The organism is Micromonospora sp. B11E3, assembly GCF_039871625.1.
Classification (GTDB): Bacteria; Actinomycetota; Actinomycetes; order Mycobacteriales; family Micromonosporaceae; genus Micromonospora.
The window spans coordinates 44,712-68,220 of sequence record NZ_JBDPMC010000016.1; the positions used below are offsets into that span (position 1 = coordinate 44,712).

Here is a 23,509-nt window from a genome sequence, read left to right on the forward strand (position 1 = left end):
GGCCGTCGCTGTGACCGACGAGGCGCGTGACGATCCCGCCGCTGTACCCGGGACCGCTGGTCCTCGGATCGGCGGCGGGATCGCCGCCGCGCGGTCCGGCCGCACATGTCGTCACCCCGGGCCGCAACCGGAGGCACCTGGGCGCCCGGGGCGCCCCGGGGCGCGGCGCGGGTAGGGTCAGCGTGGTGTCCCGCCCTCCCGTCGACCTGGTGCCCGCCGGGGAGACCGCCGAGCCGCTGACCCACAACCCGTTCAACACCGTCACCGGCGGCATCTGGCGGGCGCGGCTGGGCGGCCGGCCGGCGGTGCTCAAGCTGATCACGCCGCCCGGTCGGGACGGCCCCGCGCACTGGGTCGGCGGCGCCGAGCCCGGGCACTGGAACTACTGGCGGCGCGAGGTCGAGGCGTACCGCAGCGGCCTGGCCGCCCGGGCGTACGCCGCCGCCGGGCTGGCCGCCCCCGAACTCCTGGCGGTCGACGAGCGGCCGGACGGTTCGGTCGCGCTGTGGCTGGCGGATGTGGCCGGGCGGCCGGGCACATCCGGCGCGGCGGCCGACCTCGGCGACGTCGCGTACCGGCTGGGCGTCGGGCACGCCGCCTGGCTGGGGCGTCCGCCCGGGTACGCCTGGCTGGCCCGCGACTGGCTGCGCGACTACACGCTGACCCGGCCCGTGACCCCGCCCGCCCCCTGGGACCATCCGGTGGCGGCCGCCGCGTGGCCGGCGCCGCTGCGCGGGGCGCTGCGCGCGCTCTGGGAGTGCCGGCACCAACTGCTCGCCGCCGTCGACCGGCTGCCGCAAACCCTGTGCCACCACGACTGCTGGCCGATGAACCTGATGTTCGCCGACGCCGGCCCGGTGCTGCTGGACTGGGCCTTCGTCGGCCCCGGCCCGATCGGCGAGGACGCCGCGAACCTCGTGCTGGACACCTTCCTCGACGGCCTGGTCGACGTCGCCGGGATCGACGACGTGGCCGCCGCGGTCGTCGACCGGTACGTCGACGGGCTGCGCGGGGCCGTCGACCCGGACACCGTCGTCCGCGCGGTCCGGCTCACCGGGGCGGCGAAGTACTTCTGGCTGGCCCCGCTGATGCTCGACCGGATCGGCGGCGGCACCCGGCAGAGCTACGACCCGCGCGGCGAGGCCGAGATGTTCGCCGGCCGCCGGCCCGTACTGGAACTGCTCGCCCGCTGGACGGGCGCCTGCTTCGGCTGATCGTCTGCGCCGCGGACGCCGGCCGGCGGTCGTCAGATGTCGATGTTGAACTTGCGGAGGACCGAGGGGGCGACCAGGCCGACGGCGGCCAGCACGGCGACCGCGGTCATGGCGGCACGCAGCACCACCACCTCGGCCTTGCTCCCGGTACGCAGGGCGATCTTGTTCGGCAGGCCGATCATCATCCACATCCGGCGCTTGATCGGGATCGGCCACAGGATCGGCACCCCGGCCCGGGTGATCATGTCGCCGAGGATGTGCACGAAGCAGCCCACGCCCACGGCCAGCCCGATCATCGGGTAGCCCCGGTCGCCGGGGAGGTTGGCGAAGGTGTACCACGCGGCGGCGGCCGAGGCCAGGGTGACGATCACCCAGCCGGCCCGTTCCGCCCAACGGTCGAACAGCCCGCGCAGCGCCAGCCCGATCATGAAGAACAGGATGCTGACCACCGCCCACTTGCCGTACGCGGCGCAGAGCGCGGTGGTGCCCCAGCCCACCAGCGCGGTGAAGGGGATCGTGTGGGTCAGGGTGCGGTGGCCGTTGTTGCGCTTCGGGTCCTTGCTGAGTTTGGTCGCGTAGTAGACGCCGAGCGAGATCTTCTCCATCACCTCGGCGAGGAACAGGCTGAACACGCCGAAGGTGCGGGCCACCGTGGCGCCGCCCTGGTTGCGGGTCACCTTGCCGGACAGGTCGAGGTCGGGAAAGAGCGCCCCGCCGGCGCAGACCGCCGTGCCGACCGCCACCGCCAGCGGCGTCTGATGGTAGTCGGCGAACTGGTCGAGCGCCCAGGAGCCGGCCAGCCACACCGCCGCGCCGGACAGCGCGTGGGACGGTCCCATCATGACGCCTCGCCCTCCCCAGGGTTCTTGATCGACAAACTACGCCACTCTCGCAGAGCGACCGCCCCGGGGGCAATCACCCGGACGGTCCACTGGGGATGATGTCGCCGACACGCCGGCCACGGCGGGCCCCACCCGGCCCCGTCCCGGTTGCTGTCCGTCGGCTGATCGACTCCATGTCGGCGACATGGTGGTGTCCGAGCCACGGGATCCCGCCATGTCGGCGACATGGAGTGGATCACCCGTTCGGTGGCGCGAAGGCCATGCTCCGGATGCCGGCGCCGCGCCCGGGACCGGTTCCCACCGCCTCGACAACCAGCCGCGACGCCGCCGTTGCCGGCGTGTAAAGCGCTACCGGCGGGCCCGCCGCGCCCGCAGCACCTCGGCGACCGACCACGCCTGGAAGGGGCAGCCGGTCGCGGCGTGCGGAGGCTCCCCCTCCGCCGTCTCGCTGACCGAGCCCAGGCCGTGTTCGGTCAGGTGGGCGTCGACCCCGACGAGGAACCCGTCCACCGGCAGCTTCGCCCGCCGCGCCGCGTCCACCCACGGCCCGAGCAGCCAGGGCCACACGGTGCCCTGGTGGTACGCGCCGTCGCGTTCGGCCGGCCCACCCCGGTGCCGCCCCACGTAGCCGGGCGAGTCGGGGGAGAGGCTGCGCGGCCCGAGCGGGGTGAGCAGGCCCGCGGCCACCCGGCGCAGGGTCGGCTCGTCCGGCTCCACCGGGGCGTACGGCAGCGACCAGGCCAGCAGCTGGTTCGGCCGCAGCGAGTCGTCGTCGTGGACCGGGGCGCCGCCCAGCGGGTACGCCGGCGCGGGCGCGTCCACCACGTCGTGCAGCCAGCCGGCCGGGGCCGGGTACCGGTCTTGGAACGACGCGGCGGCCCGGGCGTGCAGCCGCCGCAGCTCCGCGGCGTCCCCGCCCACCCGCTCGGCCAGCTCGGCGAGGCCGGCCAGCCCGTTGACCCACAGGGCGTTGACCTCCACCGGCTTTCCGGTGCGCGGCGTGACCGGCACCCCGTACACCCGGGCGTCCATCCAGGTCAGCGCCGTCCCCGGGGTGCCGCCCTGGGTGATCAGGCCGTCGGCCGGGTCGACCACGATGCCGTACCGGGTGCCGGCGAGGTGCGCGTCGACCACCCCGCGCAGCTCCGGCAGCAGCTCGTCGCCGAGGTCGGTGTCCCCGGTGACGGCGACGTGCCGGGCGACCGCGTGCAGGAACCACAGCGTCGCGTCGACGGTGTTGTACTCCACCCGCCCCGTGTCGGCGGTGTTCGACAGCATCCCCTCCGACAGCGTCGCCGCGTACGCCCGCAGCAGCTCCCGGCCCTCGTCGGCCCGGCCGGTGCAGAGGAACAGCCCCTCGTACGAGGTCATGGTGTCCCGGGACCAGGCGCCGAACCACGGGTAGCCGGCGACGACGTCCGGGCCGGTGGCGGTGCGCACCACGAACGCGTCGGCGGCCAGGGTCAGGGTCGCCTCGGTCGCGTCGGCCGGCCGGGCGGCGGCCACCACCCGGCGGTTGCGCCGCCGGGCCGCCTCGACGATCTCCGTCGCCGGCGCCGGCTCGGCGGTCAGGTCGTCGGCCCAGGCGAGGACCGACACGGTGTCGCCGGGGCGCTCCAGGGCACCGGAGAACCGCCCGGCGTGCCAGAGGTCCTCCTCCGGGGGCAGCCCGCGGGCGGCCTCCTCGCGGTGGTGCACCCCGAGCCACCACTGCCCCGCCGGCGTCCAGCCGGGCCCGGCCAGGCGGAACGCGCCGTCGACCACCGCGCCGCCGGCCACCGGCTCGACCCGCGGCGCCGGGCCGTCCGCGCGCCGCTCCCCGTGGGCGTCCCGCCACGTGCAGGCCGCCGACAGGTCCAGCGTCACCGGGCCGCCGGACACCAGCCGGTGCACCACCGCCACGCAGGACCGGCCGTACGCCATGGCCAGCTCGCGTTCGATCACCACGTCGCCGATCCGCCACCGCCAGCGGGGCAGCCCGTCGGTCAGGTCGAAGCGTTCGAGCAGCTCGAAGCCGCGCGGGTCGACCGCGCCGGAGGACCACTCGTGCGCGCCGAGGCGTACCCGCGCCCCGGAGGGAAGGCCGACCGCCGGGTCCAGGCTGACCAGTCCCACCTTCCGGGACGCCGGCGTCGCGCCGGCGACCACCAGCAGCCCGTGGTACCGCCGGGTGCGCAGCCCGCTGACGGTGCCCATGGCGTAGCCGCCCCGGCCGTCCGGGACCAGCCACTCCCTGGCCGCCCCGGCCGGCAGCTCTCCGCACACCTGGGAACCGAACCGCATTTCGATCAACTTTCCTCCAGCGGCGGCGCGGTGTGACGCGCCACGACGAGAATGGCCCGTGTGGTGAAGTACCCGGGCGGCGTCGAAGATGGGCACGTGATCACGGACGTGCCGACCCCTTCCGCGCCCGCGCCCGACGCCGAGCGGCTCCGGCTGGCCCAGGCCGACGCCGGCGAGCAGGACTGGCGGGCATGGGGTCCCTACCTCTCGGAACGGGCATGGGGGACGGTACGGGAGGACTACAGCGAACACGGTACGGCCTGGGACTACTTTCCCCACGACCACGCGCGGTCCCGAGCGTACCGGTGGAACGAGGACGGCATGGCGGGCGTCTGCGACGACCGGCAGACGTTCTGCCTCGCCCTCGCCCTGTGGAACGGGCGCGACCCGATCCTCAAGGAGCGGATGTTCGGCCTCGGCGGCGACGGCGGCAACCACGGCGAGGACGTCAAGGAGTACTGGTGGTACCTGGACTCCACGCCCACCCACTCCTGGATGCGCTGGCGCTACCACTACCCGCAGGCCGCCTTCCCGTACGACGAGTTGGTCGCCGTCAACGCGCTGCGCGGCCGCGACGACACCGAGTACGAGCTGGTCGACACCGGCATCTTCGACGACGACCGGTACTGGGCGGTGACCGTCGACTACGCCAAGGCGTCCCCGACGGACATGTGCGTCGTCGTGACGGTGGCCAACCGGGGGGACACCGCCGAGCGGCTGCACGTGCTGCCCACGCTGTGGTTCCGCAACACCTGGGCGTGGGGGCTGCCCGGCGGGGACCGGGTGCCCCGGATCGTCGGCTCGCCCGCCGGCTCCGGCGTCGGGGCCCGGCTGCTCGGCGAACACTGGGTGCTCGGCCAGATCCTGTTGGAGGGCGACGGCGACCCGGTCCCGCTGCTGTGCGACAACGACACCAACGCCGAGCGGCTGTGGGGGCTGCCGGGCCGCTCGCCGTACCCGAAGGACGGGATCAACGACCACGTCGTGAACGGCGCCGCCACGGTCAACCCGGACCGGGAGGGCACCAAGGGCGCCCTGCACTACGTGCTCGACGTGCCGGCGGGCGGGCAGCGGCAGATCCGGCTGCGGCTGACCCGTACCGCCCCGCCGCCCGGCGGGACCACGCCCCCGCCGGCCGACCTGGGCGCCGGCTTCGACGCGGTGGTCTGGGCGCGCCGGGCCGAGGCGAACCGGTTCTTCGACGGGGTCGTCCCGGCCGCCGCCACCGCCGACGAGGCGCTCGTCGCCCGGCAGGCCATCGCCGGGCTGATGTGGGGCAAGCAGTTCTACCACTTCGACGTCAAGCGGTGGCTGGAGGGCGACCCCGGCTCGGCGCCGCCGCCGGCCGGCCGCCGGCACGGGCGCAACAGCGCCTGGTGCCACATGAACAGCTTCGACGTGATCTCGATGCCCGACCCGTGGGAGTACCCCTGGTACGCGGCCTGGGACCTGGCCTTCCACTGCGTCAGCATCGCCCGGGTCGATCCCGGCTTCGCCAAGTCGCAGCTGCTGCTCCTGCTCCGCGAGTGGTACCTGCACCCCAACGGGCAGATCCCGGCGTACGAGTGGGCGTTCGGGGACGTGAACCCGCCGGTGCACGCCTGGGCGGCGTTGAGGGTGTTCGAGATCGACGGCTCCCGCGACCACGACTTCCTCGCCCGGGTCATGCACAAACTGATGATCAACTTCACCTGGTGGGTCAACCGGAAGGACGTCAACGGCAACAACCTCTTCGAGGGCGGCTTCCTCGGGCTGGACAACGTCGGCCCGTTCGACCGGTCGGCCGCCCTGCCGGTGGCCGGGGTCCTGGAACAGTCCGACGGCACCGGCTGGATGGCCATGTACGCGCTGAACCTGCTCGACATCGCCATCGTGCTCGCCGAGCGGGACCCCGCCTGGGCGGACACCGCCACGAAGTTCTTCGAGCACTTCGCGTACATCGCCGCCGCCGCGTACTCGCAGGGGCTGTGGGACGACGAGGACGCCTTCTTCTACGACGTGCTGCGGCTCACCGACGGCACCATGGTGCCGCTGAAGGTGCGCTCGGTGGTCGGGCTGCTGCCGCTGGCGGCCACCACCCGGCTCACCGCCCGGACCCTGCACCGGCTGCCCGAGCTGGGCGCGCGGGTGCGCTGGTTCCTCGCCAACCGCCCCGAGTACGCCGACGTGATCGGCGCCCGCCGGATCGGCCCGGACGGCCGCCAGCAGCGGCTGCTGTCCATGGTCGGCCCCGAGCAGGTGGTCAGGCTGCTGGCCCGGATGCTCGACGCCGACGAGTTCCTGTCCGAGTACGGCCTGCGTACCCTCAGCCGCGCCCACCTGGACAAGCCGTTCACCGTGACCCTCGGCGGGCAGGAGTTCGGGGTCGGCTACGAGCCGGCCGAGTCGACCAGCGGCCTGTTCGGCGGCAACTCCAACTGGCGCGGCCCGATCTGGATGCCCACCAACTTCCTGCTGATCGGCGCGCTGCGCGACTACGCCGCGTTCTTCGGCGACGACCTCCAGGTCGAGTACCCGACCCGGTCCGGGGTGAAGCGCAGCCTCGACGAGATCGCCGACGACCTGTCCGCCCGGCTGATCGCGCTGTTCACCCGGGACGGCTGGGGGCGGCGGCCCATCTACGGCGCCTGCCAGCTGTTCCAGACCCACCCCGACTGGCGGGATCTGATCGCCTTCCCGGAGTACTTCCACGGCGACAACGGCGCGGGGCTGGGGGCGTGGCACCAGACCGGCTGGACGGCGCTGGTCGCCGACCTGATCCTCACCCTGCGCCGCTGACCGCGCGAGCCGGTACGCCTCGTGAGCTCTCTCCACGCCGCGTGGTGTCGACAGAGCCCTCTCTTCGTGCGCTTTCGACGAAATTGGGGCTATGATCGCTGCCTGAACAGAGGGGATGTCACAGCGTGCTGATCCGGTTCGAGGCCGCGAACTTCCGTTCGATACTCGACCCCGTCGAGTTGTCGATGGTCGCTGTCGACCGCGATCGGGTCGAGGCGCGACCGGTGCCCAACCTCGGGGAGAGCCTGCTGCCCGTGGCGGCCATCTATGGCCCGAACGCCTCGGGCAAGTCGAACGTCCTCACCGCCCTGACGTGGTTGCGCAACGCGGTCGAGGACTCCCTGCGCTTCTGGGACGACGGCATCCCCGTCGAGCCGTTCGCGTTCACCGGCGGGCGGGGCCGTCCGTCGGAGTTCACGGTCGAGTCCGTCGTCGCGGGTGTCCGATTCGAGTACGTCGTCGAACTCGACGAGTCGGCGGTCCACTACGAGGGCCTGTTCCACTACCCGGAGAAGAAGCGCCGGCGGGTCTTCGAGCGCGAGGGCGGCAGCCTGACGCTTCAGCGGGGCCTCGGCAGCTTGTCCGGCACGCGTGAGCTCCTCACCGACCGCTCGCTTGCGCTGTCCATCGCCCGGCGCTTCGACGAACCCCTGGTTTCGGGGTTCGTCAACGGCCTGCTCGGCATTCAGCCGCTCGGACAATCGCCAGACCACCACCGTGTGGCCGGACCGGTGTCCCAGGCGCGGATTCTCGCCTCGTTTTTCCGCGCACCACCCACCGCCAGTTCCACACTCCGCTGGTTCGAGCAATATGTCGAGGCCGAGCAGTCAGCGTCGCCGGGTATCGGGCACTCAGACGGGCCGTTCGAGGCGGAGCGTGCGCAGGCGCTGGCGCTGCTGAGGATGGCGGACCTCGGCATCGACGACGTGGTGATCGATGAACAGAAGCGGTTGCGGTTGGTCCACCGGACTGCCGGGGAGCGGGTTCCCTTCGACCTCGCCGCGGAGTCCGAGGGCACGCGTACGTGGTTCCGCCTGATCGGCCCGGTGCTCGCCGCGCTCAGGGCGGGCTCGTTGCTGCTCTTCGACGAGTTGGACGCGAGCCTGCACCCGACCCTGTCCATGCAGCTCATCCGGCTGTTCCACGATCCGGCCACCAACCCGAACGGCGCGCAGTTGGTCTTCACCTCGCACGACACGAGCCTGCTCAACCATCTGAACCGGGACGAGGTCTGGCTCACCGAGAAGACGGCGGACGGCGCCACCCGACTCGGCGCTCTGGCCGAGTTCGCGGGAGAGCGGGTCAGACGCTCGCAGAACCTCGAGAAGGCGTATCTGCACGGACGCTTCGGTGCGCTCCCCGACATCGACCGGACGGAAATGCTCCGCGCGCTCGGACTGATCGGCTGACCGCCGTGGCGCCGAGACGGACCAAGGCGAAGGACCTCAGGCGGCGGACCGCCAGCCGGCCGGAGCGCAGGACCATCGTCGTGTTCTGCGAGGGTGAGGCGTCGGAACCCGACTACATCAACGCCCTCAAACGACTGCCCCACGTGCGCGGCAACACCGCCATCGACATCGAGGTCGATCCGAACCAGGGAGTGCCGCTCACCCTCGTGCGGCGCGCCATCGAACGGAGCAGGGACGACGAGATCGACGAGTGCTGGTGCGTGTTCGACGTCGAGTGGCCGAAACACCATCCGAACCTCGATCAGGCCATCCAACTGGCGGCCGACCACGGGATCCGCCTCGCCATCTCGAACCCCTGCTTCGAGCTGTGGCTCATTCTCCACTTCGAGGATCGGACGGCCTTCCTGGACACAGCCGCAGCCGAGCGCATGAGCCGCAAGCTCGATGGCCGGGATGGCAAGCGCATCGACGCGGAGCGGTACATGCCGCACCGGAAGATGGCAGCTGGGCGTGCGGCCCGGCTGGCCGGACGCCACGAGCGGGACGGGAGCCGCTTCCCGGACGACAACCCCTCGTCCGGCATGTACGAGCTGCTGGCTGCTGTGGAGCCGGAAGGGCGTTGAGTCGCCGACCTCATCCTCACCCGCGCCGCCTGTCTCCCTGCCGTTGCGGACGGCCTCCGCGTTAACCTGAGCGCCCTCCCGACGCGTTCACCAGTCGGGAGGTACACATTTCCATGCGACGACCCCAGGAACCGGCGCCACCGGACGGCTTCGCCGAGTTCGTCGCGGCGCGTTCCGACGCGCTGCTGCGTTCCGCCTGGCTGCTCACCGGAGACGCCGGGCGGGCCGAGGATCTGCTGCAGACGGTCCTGGCCGTCGCCTGGCGCCGCTGGGCCACGATCGTTGCCGGCGGGCATCCCGAGGCGTACGTGCGCAAGGCGCTGTTCACCACGTACGTGTCGTGGTGGCGGCGCCGCTGGCGCGGCGAGATCCCCGGTTCGCGGCCCGAGGAGCCCGAGCACGGCGACGTGGCCGGCGAGTCCGCCAACCGGGACGCGGTGCGCCGCGCCCTGGCTGGGCTCAGCCGGCAGCAGCGGGCTGTCGTGGTGCTCCGCTACGTGGAGGACCTGTCCGTGGACCGGACGGCGGAACTGCTCGGCTGCTCGCACAACACGGTCAAGGTGCAGGCCTCCCGTGCCCTGCGGGCCCTGCGTACCGATCCGAACCTTGAGCTGTTCGCCGCCTGGAGGTCGTGACATGAGGCACGAGGACGAGGACGTCAGGTCCCTGCTGACGAACGCGGTTCCCCCGCTGGCGCCGCCCCCGGGCCGGCTGGGCGCGGTGGCGCGGCGGGTCCGGCGGCACCGGCGGCGCGTGGTCGGCGGCAGCGCGCTCGCCGTGGCGCTGGCCGTGGGGCTGGGCGTCGGCGGTGTGCAGGCGTTCACCGGCGGGGCGGGGACCCCGACGCCCCCGGTGGCGACCCGCCCCACCGTCGAGGAACCCCGTTGTCCGGCCGGCACCTGGGAGTTCCCGGACCTGGCATCGGCCCGGTACGGCGGCGGCGAGCCGCTGGCGCCCGAGGGCGCCGTGGAGATCACGGCGTGCGAGGTGCCCGCGGCGAACCCGCCGCGGGCCGGGCTGAGCGCTCCCCGCGTCCTTACCGCCGGGGTCGGGGACGTCGTCCGGATCCTCAACTCCATGCCGCCGTACCAGACCAGCCCGGGCTCCCGGTCGCCTGAGCACTCCGGCGACGCCCAGCAACTCCGCTGCACCCTCGTGGCCCGCGACCACGAGCTCGCCTTCGTCCTGCGCTACCCCGATCGGGAGCCGGTCACCGTCTACACCAATGCCAACTGCCGGGTGGCCGTCAGCGACGGGCGTGGACGCGGGCTCGACTTCACCCTGGTCACCACCTTCTTCGATCGGTACCGGGCGCAGCTCGCCGCCGTGACGCCACCGGACACGATCCCCACCCCGGCCTGCGCGCCGAGCATTCCGGCCAGCCGGCTCCGCCTGACCCCCGACCGGAGCGGCCTGGACGACCGGATTTCGGTCGACAACCCGGACCGGCGCCCGCAACTGCCGACCCGGCTGGTCGCGGTGACGGCCTGCCGGTACGTGGTCAGCGACGATCTTGCCCGGCTGACCGGGCAGCGCAGTGACCGGGAGGATGCCGAAGCGCTCCGCCCGACCGTCAACGCCGCCTTCGACCGGGCGAAGACCACCACCTGCGGTGGTTATCCCGGTTACCGGCCGCCGAAGGCGCTCGACACCCTGCTCGTGGCGGACGCCACGGGTGCCACCGCCGAGTTCTGGCTGCGCCGGTCGCCCTGCCAGGCTCTGCTCAGGGGAAAGAGCAGCGGCGTCAAACCCAGCGAAGCCCTGGTGGCCGCGATCGACGGGCTGCTCGGGCCGCTCAACGAGAGGTGAACGGCCCACCGGGGTCCCGGCGTTGTGATCGAGTCCATGGCGGCGACATGGCGGTGTCCGAGCCGCGCGGATGCCCCCATGTCGGCGACACGGGGCCCGGCCGAAACCGGCGTGCCGCTGATCAGCCGTTGGCAGTACCGTGTCCCGGGTTACCGGGGAGGAAGCCGATGGAGCAGGTCACGGGGCGGCGCCGCGACGCCGAGGTGCTGGTGTTCGACGCCGACGACACGCTGTGGGAGAACAACGTCCTCTTCGAGCGGGTGATCGACGACTTCCTGGACTGGCTGGACCACCCGACGCTGGACCGCGCCGAGATCCGCGCGATCCTCGACGACGTCGAGCGGGCCAACGCCGTCGTCCACGGGTACGGCAGCAAGGTCTTCCTGCGCAGCCTGGGGGAGTGCCTGGAGCGGCTGCGCGAGCGCCCGGCCACCGACGCGGAGCGCCGGGAGATCGACGCGCTGGCCGAGGCGCTGGTGGCGCACCGGGTCGAGCTGATGCCCGGGGTCGCCGCGACGCTCGACGCCCTCGCCGGGCGGTACCGCCTGCTGCTGTTGACCAAGGGCGACCGGGAGGAGCAGCAGCGCAAGCTCGACGCCTGCGGCCTGCTGCACCATTTCCACGCCGCCCACGTCGTCAGGGAGAAGGACGCCGAGACCTACCGGTGGCTGGCCCGGGAACACGGCTTCGATCCGGGAGTCGCGTGGATGATCGGCAACTCCCCGAAGTCGGACATCCTGCCGGCCCGGGCGGCGGGGATGCGCGCGGTGTTCATCCCGAACGAGAACACCTGGGTGCTGGAGCACGACGACCTGGACCCCACCGACACCGGCGTGCTTCGGCTGGCGGCCTTCCCGGATCTGCTCCGGCACTTCTGAGGCCGGAGGTCCCACCCGTCCCCGGTGGGTAACAGCGCCTGTGGGGCTGACCGTGTTACGGGGACATGCCGTTTTTCGGCATTGACATGAATCACCCCGCACCGGGCCCGGACGACCTTGTCCCACCTGCGCGGACGCGCCTAACCTGAGCCGGCGTTCGCGGCTCTTCGGGGTGAGCCGAAACGCACCGTGGTCCGGCGGCGGAGCACCGTGGAGCTGAGTGCAGGCGGGCCGGATCGTCGTGTCGGGCCCGGCGTGGGCGGTGTGCCACGCCCGCGCGTCCGAGGCGGCGAGTTTTTCCGCTGCCTCGCCGGACGGCTGGTGGGTCAGGGCCGGGGAGTTGCGGACCCGGCCCTGACCCGTGCCCGTACCCGGGGCGCGGGTCAGGTCACGTCGCCCCGGACGATGGCCACCGCGACCCGGCAGAACTCCTCCATGTCCGGCTCGAAGCCGGCGGCGATGTCGGGGTGCAACCCGGCCCTCGTCTCGTCCAGCAGCCGCTGGCAGACCTGCTCGACAGGCTCGCCCGCGTAGTCCGCCCGGACCCGGTCGGTGGCCGCCCGCAGCGCCGAGGTCAGCTGATCCTCCAACGGGCCGCGCAGCTTGCGCTGCACGGGGTCGAGCCCGCTCGGGTCGAGCGTGACGTGTGGCTCCGACATCGGCACTCCCTTCCTCGGCGTGCGGTACCCCACCGCGGGCGCCGGCCAAACCACGGCCGGTACGGCGGCCACCCGCACGCCGTACCGGCAGGGTGCTCGCGTCGGAGGTGCGGTGCCCCGGATGATCCTGCCGAAGCGGGCGAACGGCGGCGGACGGTTCGCGCCGATACCAGCCGTTCGGGCAGGCCGGGGTGGACCGGAGGCGTGTCGACGTCGACGGCGGCGCGTCAGGCGGCCGGCCCGGGCGCGAAGGCGCAGAACTCGTTGCCCTCCGGGTCGGCCAGCACCCACCACCGGATGTCGGCGTCGGGCTCGCGCAGCAGCGTCGCCCCGGCGGTGATCAGCCGGGTCGGGTCCGGCCCGGCCAGGTCCACGTCCCAGTGCATGCGGTGGACCGCAAGCCCGCGAACCTCTCCGGCGGGCAGCGGCAGCGGGTGGCGATGGGCCGGGCGATCGTCCGCCAGCCGAAGGCGTTCCTGATGGACGAGCCGCTGTCGAACCTGGACGCCAAGCTGCGCGTGCAGATGCGCACGGTCGTGTCCCGGCTGCAGAAGCAGCTCGGCACCACCACCGTCTACGTCACCCACGACCAGACCGAGGCGATGACCCTCGGCGACCGGGTGGTGATCATGCGGGGTGGCGCGGTGCAGCAGGTCGGCCCGCCGCAGGAGCTGTACGACCACCCGCACAACCTGTTCGTGGCCGGCTTCATCGGCTCCCCGTCGATGAACTTCCTGCCCGCGGCGGTGGAGGACGGCCGGCTGCGTACGTCGCTCGGCGCCGTGCCGGTGGGCGACCGGGTCCGGCGCCAGCTCTCCGGGGCCGACGCGCCCCGGGAGTTGATCCTCGGCATCCGCCCGGAACACTTCGAGGACGCGGAGCTGGTCGACGACGACACCCGCCGCCGGGGCATGGAGTTCGAGGCGCCGGTGGACATCGTCGAGTCGATGGGCTCGGACAAGTACGTGTACTTCGCCGTCGAGGGGGAGCGTCGGCGGGTCTGGTTCAACCTGGAGAAGATCCACCTGTTCGACCCGTCGACCGGGCGCAACCTGACGCTGCACGACGGGCGGGCGTCCGGCGCCCTGGCGGACTGACGTCCCGCGCTTGGGGACGTGGCGGCATCAGAGACACCGGACACCGCCATGTCCCCGACACGGCTCAGGAGACGTCGGCCCAGTCCACCGCCGGCGGCAGGCCGAGGAACCGGGCGTACGCCGTCAGGGCGTCCTCCGCCCGGGCCCGGGTGGACGCGTCGAGGGCGGCCAGCGGGCGCACGGACAGCTTCACCCGGGTCTTGCCGACGGACCGCTTCCAGGTGCCCACCACCCGCCCCGCCCGGACGACCGTGGGCTGGAAGACCCCGTTGCCGCCGGGGATGATGGCCTGCTTGTGCACCGGGTCGACCATCAGCGACCGGTCCTTGTACCCCAGCAGGTACTCGTCGAAGCCGGGCAGGGCGAGCACGTCGTCGAGCGGGGTGCGGGGCGCGTCCAGCAGGGCGGCGTCCAGGACCGCCTCCACCCCGTCCACGGAGACGGTGGCCAGGGCGTCGCCGGCCACGGCGATGCCCCGCTTGGCGTCGGTGGCGGTCAGGCCCGTCCAGCCGGCGAAGTCCTGCCGGGTGGTGGGGCCGTGGCTGCGGAAGTAGCGCAGCGCCAGGATGCCCAGCGCCTCGTCGCGGTCGGGGCGGTGCGGGTCCGGCACCCACTCGTCGAGCAGGGCGAACGTCTGCTCGGTGCCGACGTGCGGGGCGATGCAGGTGACGCCGCGCTGGGCGGCGTACCAGAGCAGGTGGTAGGCCCGCTGCCCGGCGGCGTCGACGCCGCCGGCGGTGAGCGCGGCCACGCACTCCGCGCGGGTCAGCCGCCCGCCGCCGGCCAGCGCCGCGCCGAGCACGTCGGCGGCCCGGTCGGCCTCGGCCTCGGTGAGGCCGAGCACGGCCCGCCGCCGCTCCGCCCCGGCGAGCGCGCGCACCCCGGTGACCTCCAGCATCCAGCGGGCGTCCCGGGACGGCACCAGGTGCACCGTGCCCCGCATCGGCCAGGTGCGCAGCGCCTCCCGCCGCTCCAGCGCCTCCTGCACGTCGGCCTGCGTCCACCCGGGCAGCCGCGCGCCGAGCGACCACAGCCCGCTCGCGGCGTCCTGCGCCTGCATCGCGCCGAACCACTCGACGACCCCGGCCACGCCCTCGGGACGGGCGGTGGGGTGCGGGCGCAGCAGCAGGCTGGTCATCCGCAGCGCGAGCGCCTCGGCGCCGGTGAGCCGTACGGGCAAGGCCGCCTCCCTCCGTGGGTCGGCGGCCAGCATAGGCGACCGGTCCGACACCCCACGGCGGAAAGCTGGCCCGGATACTCGGTGAGGGTGAACCGGCGATGGTCGTCGGGGGTGCACGGTCACGTCGATGGTGCTTCCGTCCGCGAAGCGCGGCGTGCAGACGGGATCGAGGTTGTCGTCCATCTCTCCTTCCACTACTCCTTGACCGGTGACGTCCCACGCGCTGCACCGCGCACTCACCGCGCCCGGCGACCCGCCGCTGTGCCCGCTGCCTGACGAGGTGGTCGCCCTGCTGGAGGCGTTGCACGCGCCGCCGCGCCTGGCCGCGCACCTGCGGGCGGTCCACGACGTGGCCGTGTGGCTCACGGACGCGGTGGCGGACCGGTTCCCGCAGCTCGGGATGGATCGCTCGGCGGTGCTCTTCGGCGCCGCCACCCACGACATCGGCAAGGTGCTGCACCCCGAGGAACTGTCCGGGCCCGGATCCGCCCACGAGCACGCCGGCCACGAACTGCTGCTCAGGTGCGGTGTCGACGAGTCGCTGGCCCGTTTCGCGCGTACCCACGCCTCCTGGCACCTGGCCGGTGCCGGCGTCGACGACCTACTGGTCAGCCTGGCCGACAAGGTCTGGAAGGGGAAGCGGGTCGCGGACCTGGAGCAGCTGGTCGTCGAGCGGCTGACCCGCGCGACCGGCCAGGAGCCGTGGCGCGCCTTCCTGGACCTCGACGACATCCTGGACCGACTCGCCGCCGACTCGGACCGCCGGCTCGCCTTTCAGGCAGCTCATCCCGTACGCGAGCGCGAAGGCGACGCCGGGAGGTGACCGAGGTCATCAGTGTCGGTTCCCCTGATCGCGCTTCGCCGGCCCCCGTCGCCGGCGGAGCGCGATCCCCCGTGTCAGGCCGACCGGCGCGGGGCGGCGGTCCCGACCGCTGGCGCCGGTCCGTTCAGCATGCCGTGCGCCGACGATTCAGAGCCCGTTGTGTCAGGAACTTGCGTAAATTTTGAGCCGGCGCCAGTGTGCGGGCCGGGTGTCAGCGCTTCCGGGGTTCCGGGACCCGCACCGAGGCCATTCCCGCCGCGGTGGCGGCCTGGATGCCCAGGTCCGCGTCCTCGAAGACGAGGCAGGACCGCGGCGGGACGCCGAGCAGCCGGGCGGCGAGCAGGAAGGCCTCCGGGTCGGGCTTGCCCCTGGCGTAGTCGCCGGCGCAGACCAGCACGTCGAACCTGTCGAGTAGGTCGAGGGCCTTCAGCGAGGCCGTGACGGACTCGCGGGTGCTGCCGGAGACCACGGCGAACGGGACGCGCCGGTGGGCGTCCTGGATGTGCCGCAGCACCCCGGGTACGGCGGTGAGGGTCGGCAGGAGTTGCTGGTAGAGCTCCTCCCGGCGCCGGGCGACGACGTCCACCGGCATGGCCAGGCCCTGCTGTTCGTTGAGGGTGACGACGATGTCGGCCACCGGCCGGCCGCCCCAGGCGTAGAACAGGTCCTCCGGGAAGTCGCAGCCCCACTCGCCGAGGGCCTGGCACCAGGCGGTGTAGTGCAGGGGCATGGAGTCGGCGATGGTGCCGTCGCAGTCGAAGAGGTAGGCCTGGAAGTCGCCGGGAGGCAGGGGCAGGATCACCGCAGCAGGGTACCGCCCGCCCGGGGCCGGCCACCTCGTCGTGTGACCGCCGCCGCCCTGGTCAGAGCCGGCGGGCGCACTCCGGCCGTTTGACGCGGCAAGTAACGGGTAGCGCCGGAGCTGACCCGAGCCGAGGAGGGGACGACTGATGGCTGGCCCGATCAAGGTCGCGGTGATCTACTACAGCGCGACCGGCATCACGTACCAGATGGCGCGGGCGGCGTGCGAGGCCGCCGGGGAGGCCGGCGCGGAGGTACGCCTGCGCAAGGTGCGTGAGCTGGCGCCGGACGAGGCGATCCGCTCCAACTCGGGGTGGCAGGCGCACCGCCTGGAGACGCAGAACGTCGAGGAGGCGCAGCCGGACGACCTGGCCTGGGCCGACGTGGTGATCTTCGGCTCGCCGACCCGGTACGGGATGATCGCCGCCCAGCTCAAGCAGTTCATCGACACCACCGGGCCGCTGTGGGCGCAGGGCGCGCTGGCGAACAAGGTCTACTCGGCGTTCTGTTCCATCGCGACCGCCCACGGCGGGCACGAGTCGACGCTGCTGTCGTTGTTCAACGTCTTCTACCACTGGGGCGGCGTCGTGGTGACCCCCGGCTACACGGACCCGAGTCAGTTCGTCGCCGGCAACCCGTACGGCGCCTCGCACACCAGCAACAACGGCGAGATCGCGCCGGACCATGTGGCGCTGTCCGCGACGGCGCTGACGGCGAGGCGGGCGGTGCAGATCGGCGCCGCGCTGAAGAAGGGACTGGCCGGGGGCTGACGGGGGACCGGCGCCCGGGCGGGGGCTCTCGACCCGCCCGGGCCGCCGGTCGTCGCATCCCTACCCCCGCTCGGCCGTTCCATGCGCCGTCCCGGCCGGCAGCCGGCCCGGCCCGACCCGGGGCGGCGCCGACAGCAGGTGCCCGAGCAGGTCGGCGAGGACCGCTAGGCCGTCGCGGCTGAGCACCGACTCCGGGTGGAACTGCACCCCGGCGAAGCCGGGCCCGCGCAGCGCGTGGACCGCCCGGTCCGCCGGGTCGCGGGACAGCTCCACCGGCCCGTACGGGGTGGGCACCCGGTCGGCGTCGGCCAGGGCCGTGAAGGTGGAGTAGAAGCCGACCCGCCGGGTCGCGCCGAACACGGTGACGTCCCGCTGCAACCCCTGGTACGGCGCCTCCCGGCGGTGCAGCGGCAGGCCGAGGAGCCCGCAGAGCAGTTGGTGGCCGAGGCAGACGGCCAGCGTGGGCCGGCCGCCGGCCAGCCGCTCGGCGAGCAGTTCGCGCAGCGCGGCCATCTTCGGCTGGTCCACCTCCCGGGGGTCGCCCGGGCCGGGGCCGGCCACCATCAGGTCGTACTGTCCGGCGTCGGGGGCGGGCGCGTGCCACGGGGTCACCTCGACGGTGAGCCCGAGGGCACGCAGTTGGTGGGCGAGCATGCCCGTGAACGTGTCCTCCCCGTCCACGACGAGCGCGCGGCGGCCGGCCAGCCCGGGCAGGACGGCCGTCCTCGGGGTCCGCTGGTCCAGCCAGAACCGGGCCAGGGGCGCGTTGCGGGCGGCCAGCGCGGCCCGTACCTCGGGGTCGTCGGCCAGCCGCGGGGCGGGCTCCGGGCCGGGGGCGGGGGCGTCGGGGCGCAGGCCGAGGGCGGCCAGCACGGCGGCGGCCTTGGCGTGGGTCTCGGCCACCTCGCCCTCGGGCGTGGAGTGGCGCACCAGGGTGGCGCCGACGGACACGCGCAGCTCGCCGGTGGGGGAGAGCTCGGCGGTGCGGATCAGGATCGGCGCGTCCAGCGTCTGCCGGCCGGCGTCGTCGCGGCCGAGCAGGGCCAGCACTCCGGCGTAGTAGCGCCGGCCGGTCGCCTCGTGCCGGGCGATGACGCGGCAGGCGTTCTCGATGGGGCTGCCGGTGACCGTGGGGGCGAACATGGTCTCGCGCAGCACGTCCCGCACGTCGAGGGAGCCGCGCCCGGCCAGCAGGTACTCGGTGTGGGCCAGGTGCGCCATCTCCTTGAGGTACGGGCCGACGACCTGCCCGCCGTGCTCGGCGACGGTGGCCATCATCTTCAGCTCCTCGTCGAGCACCATGTACAGCTCCTCGACCTCCTTGGGGTCGGCGAGGAACCGCAGCAGGGCGTCGCGGTCGGCCGTGCCGCCGTGGCGGAAGGTGCCGCTGATCGGGTTCATCATGACGAGGCCGTCGTCGACGCTGACGTGCCGCTCCGGGCTGGCCCCGACGAGGGTCCGCTGCCCGGTGTGCACCACGAACGTCCAGTACGCGCCGCGTTCGCGGGTCAACAGGCGGCGCAGCGCGGACAGGGCCGCGACCAGCGGCCGGCCCTGCACGGTGGCGCGCATGGTGCGGTGGATGACGAAGTTGGCGCCCTCGCCCCGGCCGATCTCCTCGGCGAGCACGCGGGCCACGGTGTCGGCGTACTCGGCGTCGCCGGTGTCGAACCCCGCGCCGGTGGTGACGACCGGGGTGGTCGGCAGGGCAGCGAGGGCGTCGGTCAGCGGGATCCGGGCGTGCCCGGTGATCTCCAGGCACTCCAGGGGGGTGCCGTCGTCGATGCAGGCGAACCCGCGTTCGGTGAGCTGCCGGTAGGGCACCAGCGCCAGCGTGCGCGGCCCGGGCGGCCCGTCGGGCAGCGGGACGTCGGCGAGCCGGTCGACCGCGCGTACGGTGCCGGTGAACAGGTCGAGGTGGTCGGCGCCCTCGCGGCGTACGAGCGCGAACGGGCCGGGGTCGACGCCTGCGCCGGCGGCGGCGAGCAGGTCGTGCGGGCTGGTCATCGGGTCTCCTGGTGGCTGGGCGGCACCCGTCGGGGGCGGCCCGGGGACCGGGGAGGACCGGCGACCGCCTCGTCGGGCGGCCGCGTGGGAAGCTACGCGCGGGGGCGGGCCGCCGGGTCGGCGGGCCACCAGCTGGACAGGTGCGCGGGCATGTCGTCAGCCTACGCGCCGGGGCCACACCCGGGCATCCGATCCCGCCGTACGGGACCGGTGCCGCCGTCCCGCGCGCCGCGGCGGACGCCGGGCCGGTTCCGCGCCCGACGGGTACGGTGATCGACGATGGACATCCTCGCGCTGGACCTGGGCACCTCCTCGGTGCGGGGCCTGGTGCTGGACGCGGACGCCGTGCCGCGTCCCGGCGCCCTGGCCCGCCGTAAGGTGCGCCTGACCGTGGCCGACCGCGCCGCCACCGTCGACGGCCCCACCTACCTGGGCCACCTCGTGGAGTGCCTGGACGAGCTGGCCGCCCGTGGGCACCTGCGCGACGTGGGGCTGGTCGCCACGTCCGGCCAGTGGCACTCGGTGCTGGCGCTGGACGGGGCCGGCGAGCCGATGGGGCCGGTGCTCACCTGGCTGGACACCCGCTCCGAGCCGCCGGCCGGCGTGACCGGCCCGGCCGACGTGGCGGCCTACCACCAGCGCACCGGCACCTGGTGGCACCGGGCCTACTGGTCGGTGCGGCTGCCGTGGCTGCGGGAGCGGGCGGCGACCCCGCCGGCCCGGTTCGTCGGCCTGGTGGAGTACGTGCTCGGCACGCTGCTGGAGGAGGCGCCGATGTCGGTGTCCCAGGCCTCGGGCACGGGTCTGCTCGACCTGTCCACGCTGAGCTGGGACGCCGAGGCGTGCGCGCTGGCCGGCGCCCGCCCGGGGGAACTGCCTGTGCTGGCCCCGGCCGGCTGGCGGGGTCGGCTGCGGCGGGAGCACGCCCGGCGTTGGCCGCACCTGGCGGGCGCGGCGTGGGCGGCCCCGGTGGGCGACGGCGCGGCGTCGAACGTCGGGTCGGGGTGCGTCGACCCGAGCCGGGCGGCGGTCACGGTGGGCACGTCGGCGGCCGTCCGGCTGGTGCAGCCGGCGCCGGCCGGGCAGGGGCTGCCGCCGCTGCCGGAGGGGTTGTGGCGGTACCGGGTCGACCACGACCACGTGCTGACCGGGACGGCGTACTCCTCCGGGGGGAACCTGTTCTCCTGGGCGCGGCGCGAGCTGCGGCTGCCGGAGGGCGCGGAGCTGGACGCCGCGCTGGCGCGGATCCCGCCCGGCGGCGGCGTGGCGGCCGACCCGAGGTTCGGCGGCGACCGGGCGCCGGGTCTGGCCCCGGCCGGCTCCGGGGCGGTGCGCGGTCTGGACTTCGCCACGGACGCGGTGGCGATCGTGGCCGGCCTGATGGCCGGGGTCTGCCGGTTGATCGCCGCCGACTTCGGCGAGCTGGAGTCCACCGTGGACGGCCCGGTGGAGGTGGTGCTCGGCGGGGGCGCGATGGCGGCCTCGGCCTGGTGGCGGGAGTCCTTCGCGGCCAGCCTGGCACCGCGGCCGGTGCGCTACCAGCCCGACCCGGAGATCGGCGCCGCAGGCGCGGCGCGGATCGCGTTGGGCCGGCTGGACGCCCCCGTGCGGCTTGTCCACATCGTACGGACGGATGAGGCGCCCTCGCCGACCCCGTCAGGTCCGCGCGTCCTGCGTCCCCTTCCTGAGCATCCACTCAGTTAGGGACGTTGACACCGCCGGCCGGGCTGGTTGGATGGACCCCGCTGTCCGGTTGCGGCGAACGCGGGGGGACCGGCGAACGCGAGGGGACCTAGGAGGCAGGTTTGGGCGCAGGTCCCGACCCGGCGCGGGGCGGGCTGTCGAACCATGCCCGACGCCGGTTCGACGTACGCGTCGTGCCGCACCGCCGCCGCTCGCCACTGCGGCTGCAGGACTGGCGGATGGGGACCAAGCTCACCGCGGTGCTGGTCATCCCGACGGCGGCGTTCCTGGTGCTGGCCGGGGTGCAGACCCAGGGCCTGGTGGGGCAGACCACGGCGTTGAGCCAGTTCGCCCGGCAGGTCGGCATCGGCCCGGAGATCGCCGCCGCGGTGCACCAGCTCCAGCAGGAGCGCGACCGCACCGCCGGCGAGCTGGCCGAGCTGCGGCGGGCCGGCGGCCGCGCCGACCGGGACGCGGCGATCACGGCGCTGCGGCCGTTGCAGCTGGCCAGCGACCAGGCCGTGCAGGAGCTCCGGCGGGCGGCCGAGCCGCTGGCCGACACCTCCGCCGCGTGGCGGGTGGCGTACTCGGAGGCGCTGGAGGCGTACGACCAGATCATCTACATCCGGCCGACGGTGCCGCCGGCGGTGCTGTCCAGCGACACCATCCTCGGCAACTACCACCGGGCGGTCGACGCGCTGCTGACCCTGCTCGCCCAGCCGTCGGCGGGTGAGGGCCAGCGCGCGCTCAACGACGCGGTGCTGCGCTACGTCCACCTCGCCCGGGTCAAGGAGCTGTCCTCCCGGGTACGCGCCGAGCTGTACGCCGCCGCCCGCGCCGGCCGGTACGGGGTGGAGGACCACGTCGAGCTGACCGACCTGCGCGCCCAGCAGCTCACCGCCCTCGGCGCGTTCCGGGCCGCGGCCACGGCCGAGCAGATCCGCCGGTACGAGAGCACGGCGGCGGACCCGGCGTTCGTCGGGGCCGTGGAGCTGGAGGAGCAGAGCCTGCCCAGCGGCGGCGCGGAGCCGGCGGTGCTGCCCGCGCCGCAGTGGTGGGCGGCCAGCGAGCAGCGGCAGGAACTGCTCCGCCAGCTCGAACAGGCCGTGGTGACCGCCGCGGTGGCCCGGGCCGACGCGGCCAGCACGGGGCAGCTGCGGGCGACCCTGGCATTGGCGGGCGGGGCGGTGGCCGTCCTGCTGGTCGCCGTGCTGATCTCGGTGCTGATCGGGCGGTCCATCGCCCGTTCCCTGAAGCTGCTGCGCGGCCAGGCGCTGCGCATCGCGCAGATCGAGCTGCCGGACGCGTTGGACCAGCTCCGTCAGGTCAGCGGCGGGGTGTCCGACATCGAGGTGCCGCCGGCGGTGATCCGCTCGCTGGACGAGATCGGCGAGCTGGCGGAGGCGTTCGTGGCGGTGCACCGCAGCGCCGTCGGCGTCGCGGTGGAGCAGGCGACCATGCGCCGCAACGTCAACGCGATGTTCGTCAACCTCGCCCGGCGCAGCCAGGTGCTGGTGGAGCGGCAGTTGGAGCTGCTCGACGAGCTGGAGCGCGAGGAGAACGACCCGGAGCAGCTGGAGAACCTGTTCAAGCTCGACCACCTGGCCGCGCGGATGCGACGCAACGACGAGAGCCTGCTGGTGCTCGCCGGCACCGAGTCGACCCGGCGGTGGAACCGGCCGGTGGCGCTCGGCGCGGTACTGCTGGCCGCCGCCGCCGAGACCGAGCAGTACCAGCGGGTACGCCACGAGCCGGCCGCGGACCTGCACGTCGTGGGGCACGTCGTCGGCGACCTGGTGCACCTGTTCGCCGAGCTGCTGGAGAACGCCACCGCGTTCTCCCGGCCGGACACGGTGGTGACGGTGACGGCCCAGCCGCACACCCCGGGCGCCCTGGTGGAGATCAGCGACGCGGGGCTGGGCATGAGCCCGGCGGCGTTGACCGAGGCGAACGAGGTGCTCGCCACCCCGCCGGCCGCCGACGTCGCGGCGTCGGAGCGGATGGGCCTGTTCGTGGTCAGCCACCTGGCCGCCCGGCACGCCGTGCGGGTGCGTCTGCACCCCGGCCAGGAGGGCCTGATGGCGCGGGTCGTGATCCCGGATGCGCTGCTCACCCCCGCCCCGCCCGCCGGGCTGTACTCGCCGCCGCGCCGGCGGATGCTGACCGCCGCGCTGGCCGGGCCGCCCCGGCCGGCCGCGCCGGCCGGGACCCCCGCGTCGGCGGACACGGCGGAGCTTCCGGTGGCGGGCCGCCGTCCGGACCCCCCGGTCGCGCCCCGGCCGCCCCGTCCGGTGCCGGTGCGGGCGGAGGACGTGCTCGCCCCGGCGGCGTGCCCGGAGGCACGCGCGGGCGGCGGCTGGTGGACGCGGCAGGGCCCGGCGCCGGCGGCGAAACCCGTCCCGGCGCCGCCGGCCGCGCCGATCACCGGCGGGACCAACGCCCGCGGGCTGCCCGTGCGGGTGCCGATGGCCCAACTGGCCGCGATGACGGGATCGACGCGCCCGCAGCAGCGGCGGCACGACCCGGACCCGGAGGCCGTGGGCGGCATGCTGTCGCGGCTGTACAGCGGGGTACGACGGGCCGAGGCCGAGGAGACCACCGAGATCGTCCTGCCGCCGGGCGGCGGGCGCAGCGAAGGAGGACAACAATGATG

Annotated in this window: 18 protein-coding genes and 1 pseudogene; 12 read left to right on the top strand and 7 right to left on the bottom strand. The window is 74.1% G+C overall.

The features are described from left to right. Positions 1-185 precede the first annotated feature (185 nt). Positions 186-1,214 carry a phosphotransferase gene (locus tag ABGB16_RS11375; protein WP_347667968.1) on the top strand — a complete coding sequence of 343 codons (1,029 nt, stop codon included), beginning with the start codon at positions 186-188 and terminating at the stop codon, positions 1,212-1,214. Between the two features lie 32 nt (positions 1,215-1,246). Here the strand turns inward: ABGB16_RS11375 and ABGB16_RS11380 are convergent, their stop codons facing one another. Then, positions 1,247-2,056: a metal-dependent hydrolase gene (locus tag ABGB16_RS11380; RefSeq protein ID WP_347667969.1), complete on the bottom strand. Its 810-nt coding sequence runs from the start codon at positions 2,054-2,056 to the stop codon at positions 1,247-1,249. A 348-nt stretch (positions 2,057-2,404) separates the two neighbouring features. Then, positions 2,405-4,348 (bottom strand): amylo-alpha-1,6-glucosidase, encoded by a 1,944-nt coding sequence (locus ABGB16_RS11385; RefSeq protein WP_347667970.1) that lies wholly within the window; start codon positions 4,346-4,348, stop codon positions 2,405-2,407. A gap of 42 nt (positions 4,349-4,390) precedes the next feature. Here ABGB16_RS11385 and ABGB16_RS11390 point away from each other — a divergent pair, with 42 nt between their 5' ends. From ABGB16_RS11390 to ABGB16_RS11415, 6 genes are all read left to right on the top strand, one after another. Beyond that, positions 4,391-7,117 (top strand): glucosidase, encoded by a 2,727-nt coding sequence (locus ABGB16_RS11390; protein WP_347667971.1) that lies wholly within the window; start codon positions 4,391-4,393, stop codon positions 7,115-7,117. A 125-nt stretch (positions 7,118-7,242) separates the two neighbouring features. Beyond that, positions 7,243-8,526, top strand: a complete 1,284-nt coding sequence (locus ABGB16_RS11395) for an ATP-binding protein (protein WP_347667972.1) — start codon at positions 7,243-7,245, stop codon at positions 8,524-8,526. 5 nt (positions 8,527-8,531) lie between these two features. Further along, a complete protein-coding gene (locus ABGB16_RS11400) occupies positions 8,532-9,149 on the top strand; it encodes an RloB family protein (protein WP_347667973.1) in 618 nt (205 codons plus the stop codon). Positions 9,150-9,262: 113 nt separating this feature from the next. Continuing rightward, complete coding sequence (locus tag ABGB16_RS11405; protein ID WP_347667974.1) at positions 9,263-9,784, top strand: SigE family RNA polymerase sigma factor; 522 nt, start codon at positions 9,263-9,265, stop codon at positions 9,782-9,784. A 1-nt stretch (position 9,785) separates the two neighbouring features. Then, positions 9,786-10,958: a hypothetical protein gene (locus ABGB16_RS11410; RefSeq protein WP_347667975.1), complete on the top strand. Its 1,173-nt coding sequence runs from the start codon at positions 9,786-9,788 to the stop codon at positions 10,956-10,958. 167 nt (positions 10,959-11,125) lie between these two features. Beyond that, positions 11,126-11,836 carry an HAD family hydrolase gene (locus ABGB16_RS11415; protein ID WP_347667976.1) on the top strand — a complete coding sequence of 237 codons (711 nt, stop codon included), beginning with the start codon at positions 11,126-11,128 and terminating at the stop codon, positions 11,834-11,836. A gap of 383 nt (positions 11,837-12,219) precedes the next feature. Here the strand turns inward: ABGB16_RS11415 and ABGB16_RS11420 are convergent, their stop codons facing one another. Both ABGB16_RS11420 and ABGB16_RS11425 read right to left on the bottom strand, forming a co-directional pair. Then, positions 12,220-12,495, bottom strand: a complete 276-nt coding sequence (locus ABGB16_RS11420) for a hypothetical protein (protein ID WP_347667977.1) — start codon at positions 12,493-12,495, stop codon at positions 12,220-12,222. A 227-nt stretch (positions 12,496-12,722) separates the two neighbouring features. After that, positions 12,723-12,959, bottom strand: coding sequence for a VOC family protein (locus ABGB16_RS11425; RefSeq protein ID WP_347668004.1), 237 nt, complete (start codon positions 12,957-12,959; stop codon positions 12,723-12,725). Between ABGB16_RS11425 and ABGB16_RS11430 the strand changes: the two are divergent. After that, positions 12,885-13,592 (top strand): annotated as a pseudogene (locus tag ABGB16_RS11430) (ATP-binding cassette domain-containing protein); the annotation flags it as partial. The gene ABGB16_RS11425 and the pseudogene ABGB16_RS11430 sit on opposite strands and share 75 nt — an antisense overlap. A 64-nt stretch (positions 13,593-13,656) precedes the next feature. Here the strand turns inward: ABGB16_RS11430 and ABGB16_RS11435 are convergent. Continuing rightward, a complete protein-coding gene (locus tag ABGB16_RS11435; protein ID WP_347667978.1) occupies positions 13,657-14,772 on the bottom strand; it encodes a winged helix DNA-binding domain-containing protein in 1,116 nt (371 codons plus the stop codon). Between the two features lie 208 nt (positions 14,773-14,980). Between ABGB16_RS11435 and ABGB16_RS11440 the strand changes: the two genes are divergently transcribed. Continuing rightward, positions 14,981-15,595 (top strand): HD domain-containing protein, encoded by a 615-nt coding sequence (locus tag ABGB16_RS11440; protein ID WP_347667979.1) that lies wholly within the window; start codon positions 14,981-14,983, stop codon positions 15,593-15,595. A gap of 211 nt (positions 15,596-15,806) precedes the next feature. Here ABGB16_RS11440 and ABGB16_RS11445 read toward each other — a convergent pair whose 3' ends face one another. Beyond that, the gene (locus ABGB16_RS11445; protein ID WP_347667980.1) at positions 15,807-16,397 is read right to left on the bottom strand and encodes an HAD-IA family hydrolase; all 591 of its coding nucleotides are present in this window, start codon (positions 16,395-16,397) and stop codon (positions 15,807-15,809) included. 148 nt (positions 16,398-16,545) lie between these two features. Between ABGB16_RS11445 and wrbA the strand changes: the two genes are divergently transcribed. Further along, positions 16,546-17,166, top strand: coding sequence for an NAD(P)H:quinone oxidoreductase (wrbA, locus tag ABGB16_RS11450; protein WP_347667981.1), 621 nt, complete (start codon positions 16,546-16,548; stop codon positions 17,164-17,166). 60 nt (positions 17,167-17,226) lie between these two features. On the opposite strand, the gene ABGB16_RS11455 is transcribed toward wrbA, so the two are convergent. Beyond that, the gene (locus ABGB16_RS11455) at positions 17,227-19,173 is read right to left on the bottom strand and encodes an anthranilate synthase family protein (RefSeq protein ID WP_347667982.1); all 1,947 of its coding nucleotides are present in this window, start codon (positions 19,171-19,173) and stop codon (positions 17,227-17,229) included. A 279-nt stretch (positions 19,174-19,452) separates the two neighbouring features. Here ABGB16_RS11455 and ABGB16_RS11460 point away from each other — a divergent pair, with 279 nt between their 5' ends. Next, the gene (locus ABGB16_RS11460) at positions 19,453-20,877 is read left to right on the top strand and encodes an FGGY family carbohydrate kinase (RefSeq protein ID WP_347667983.1); all 1,425 of its coding nucleotides are present in this window, start codon (positions 19,453-19,455) and stop codon (positions 20,875-20,877) included. Positions 20,878-20,978: 101 nt separating this feature from the next. Further along, positions 20,979-23,507, top strand: a complete 2,529-nt coding sequence (locus ABGB16_RS11465) for an ATP-binding protein (protein WP_347667984.1) — start codon at positions 20,979-20,981, stop codon at positions 23,505-23,507. Positions 23,508-23,509 lie beyond the last annotated feature (2 nt).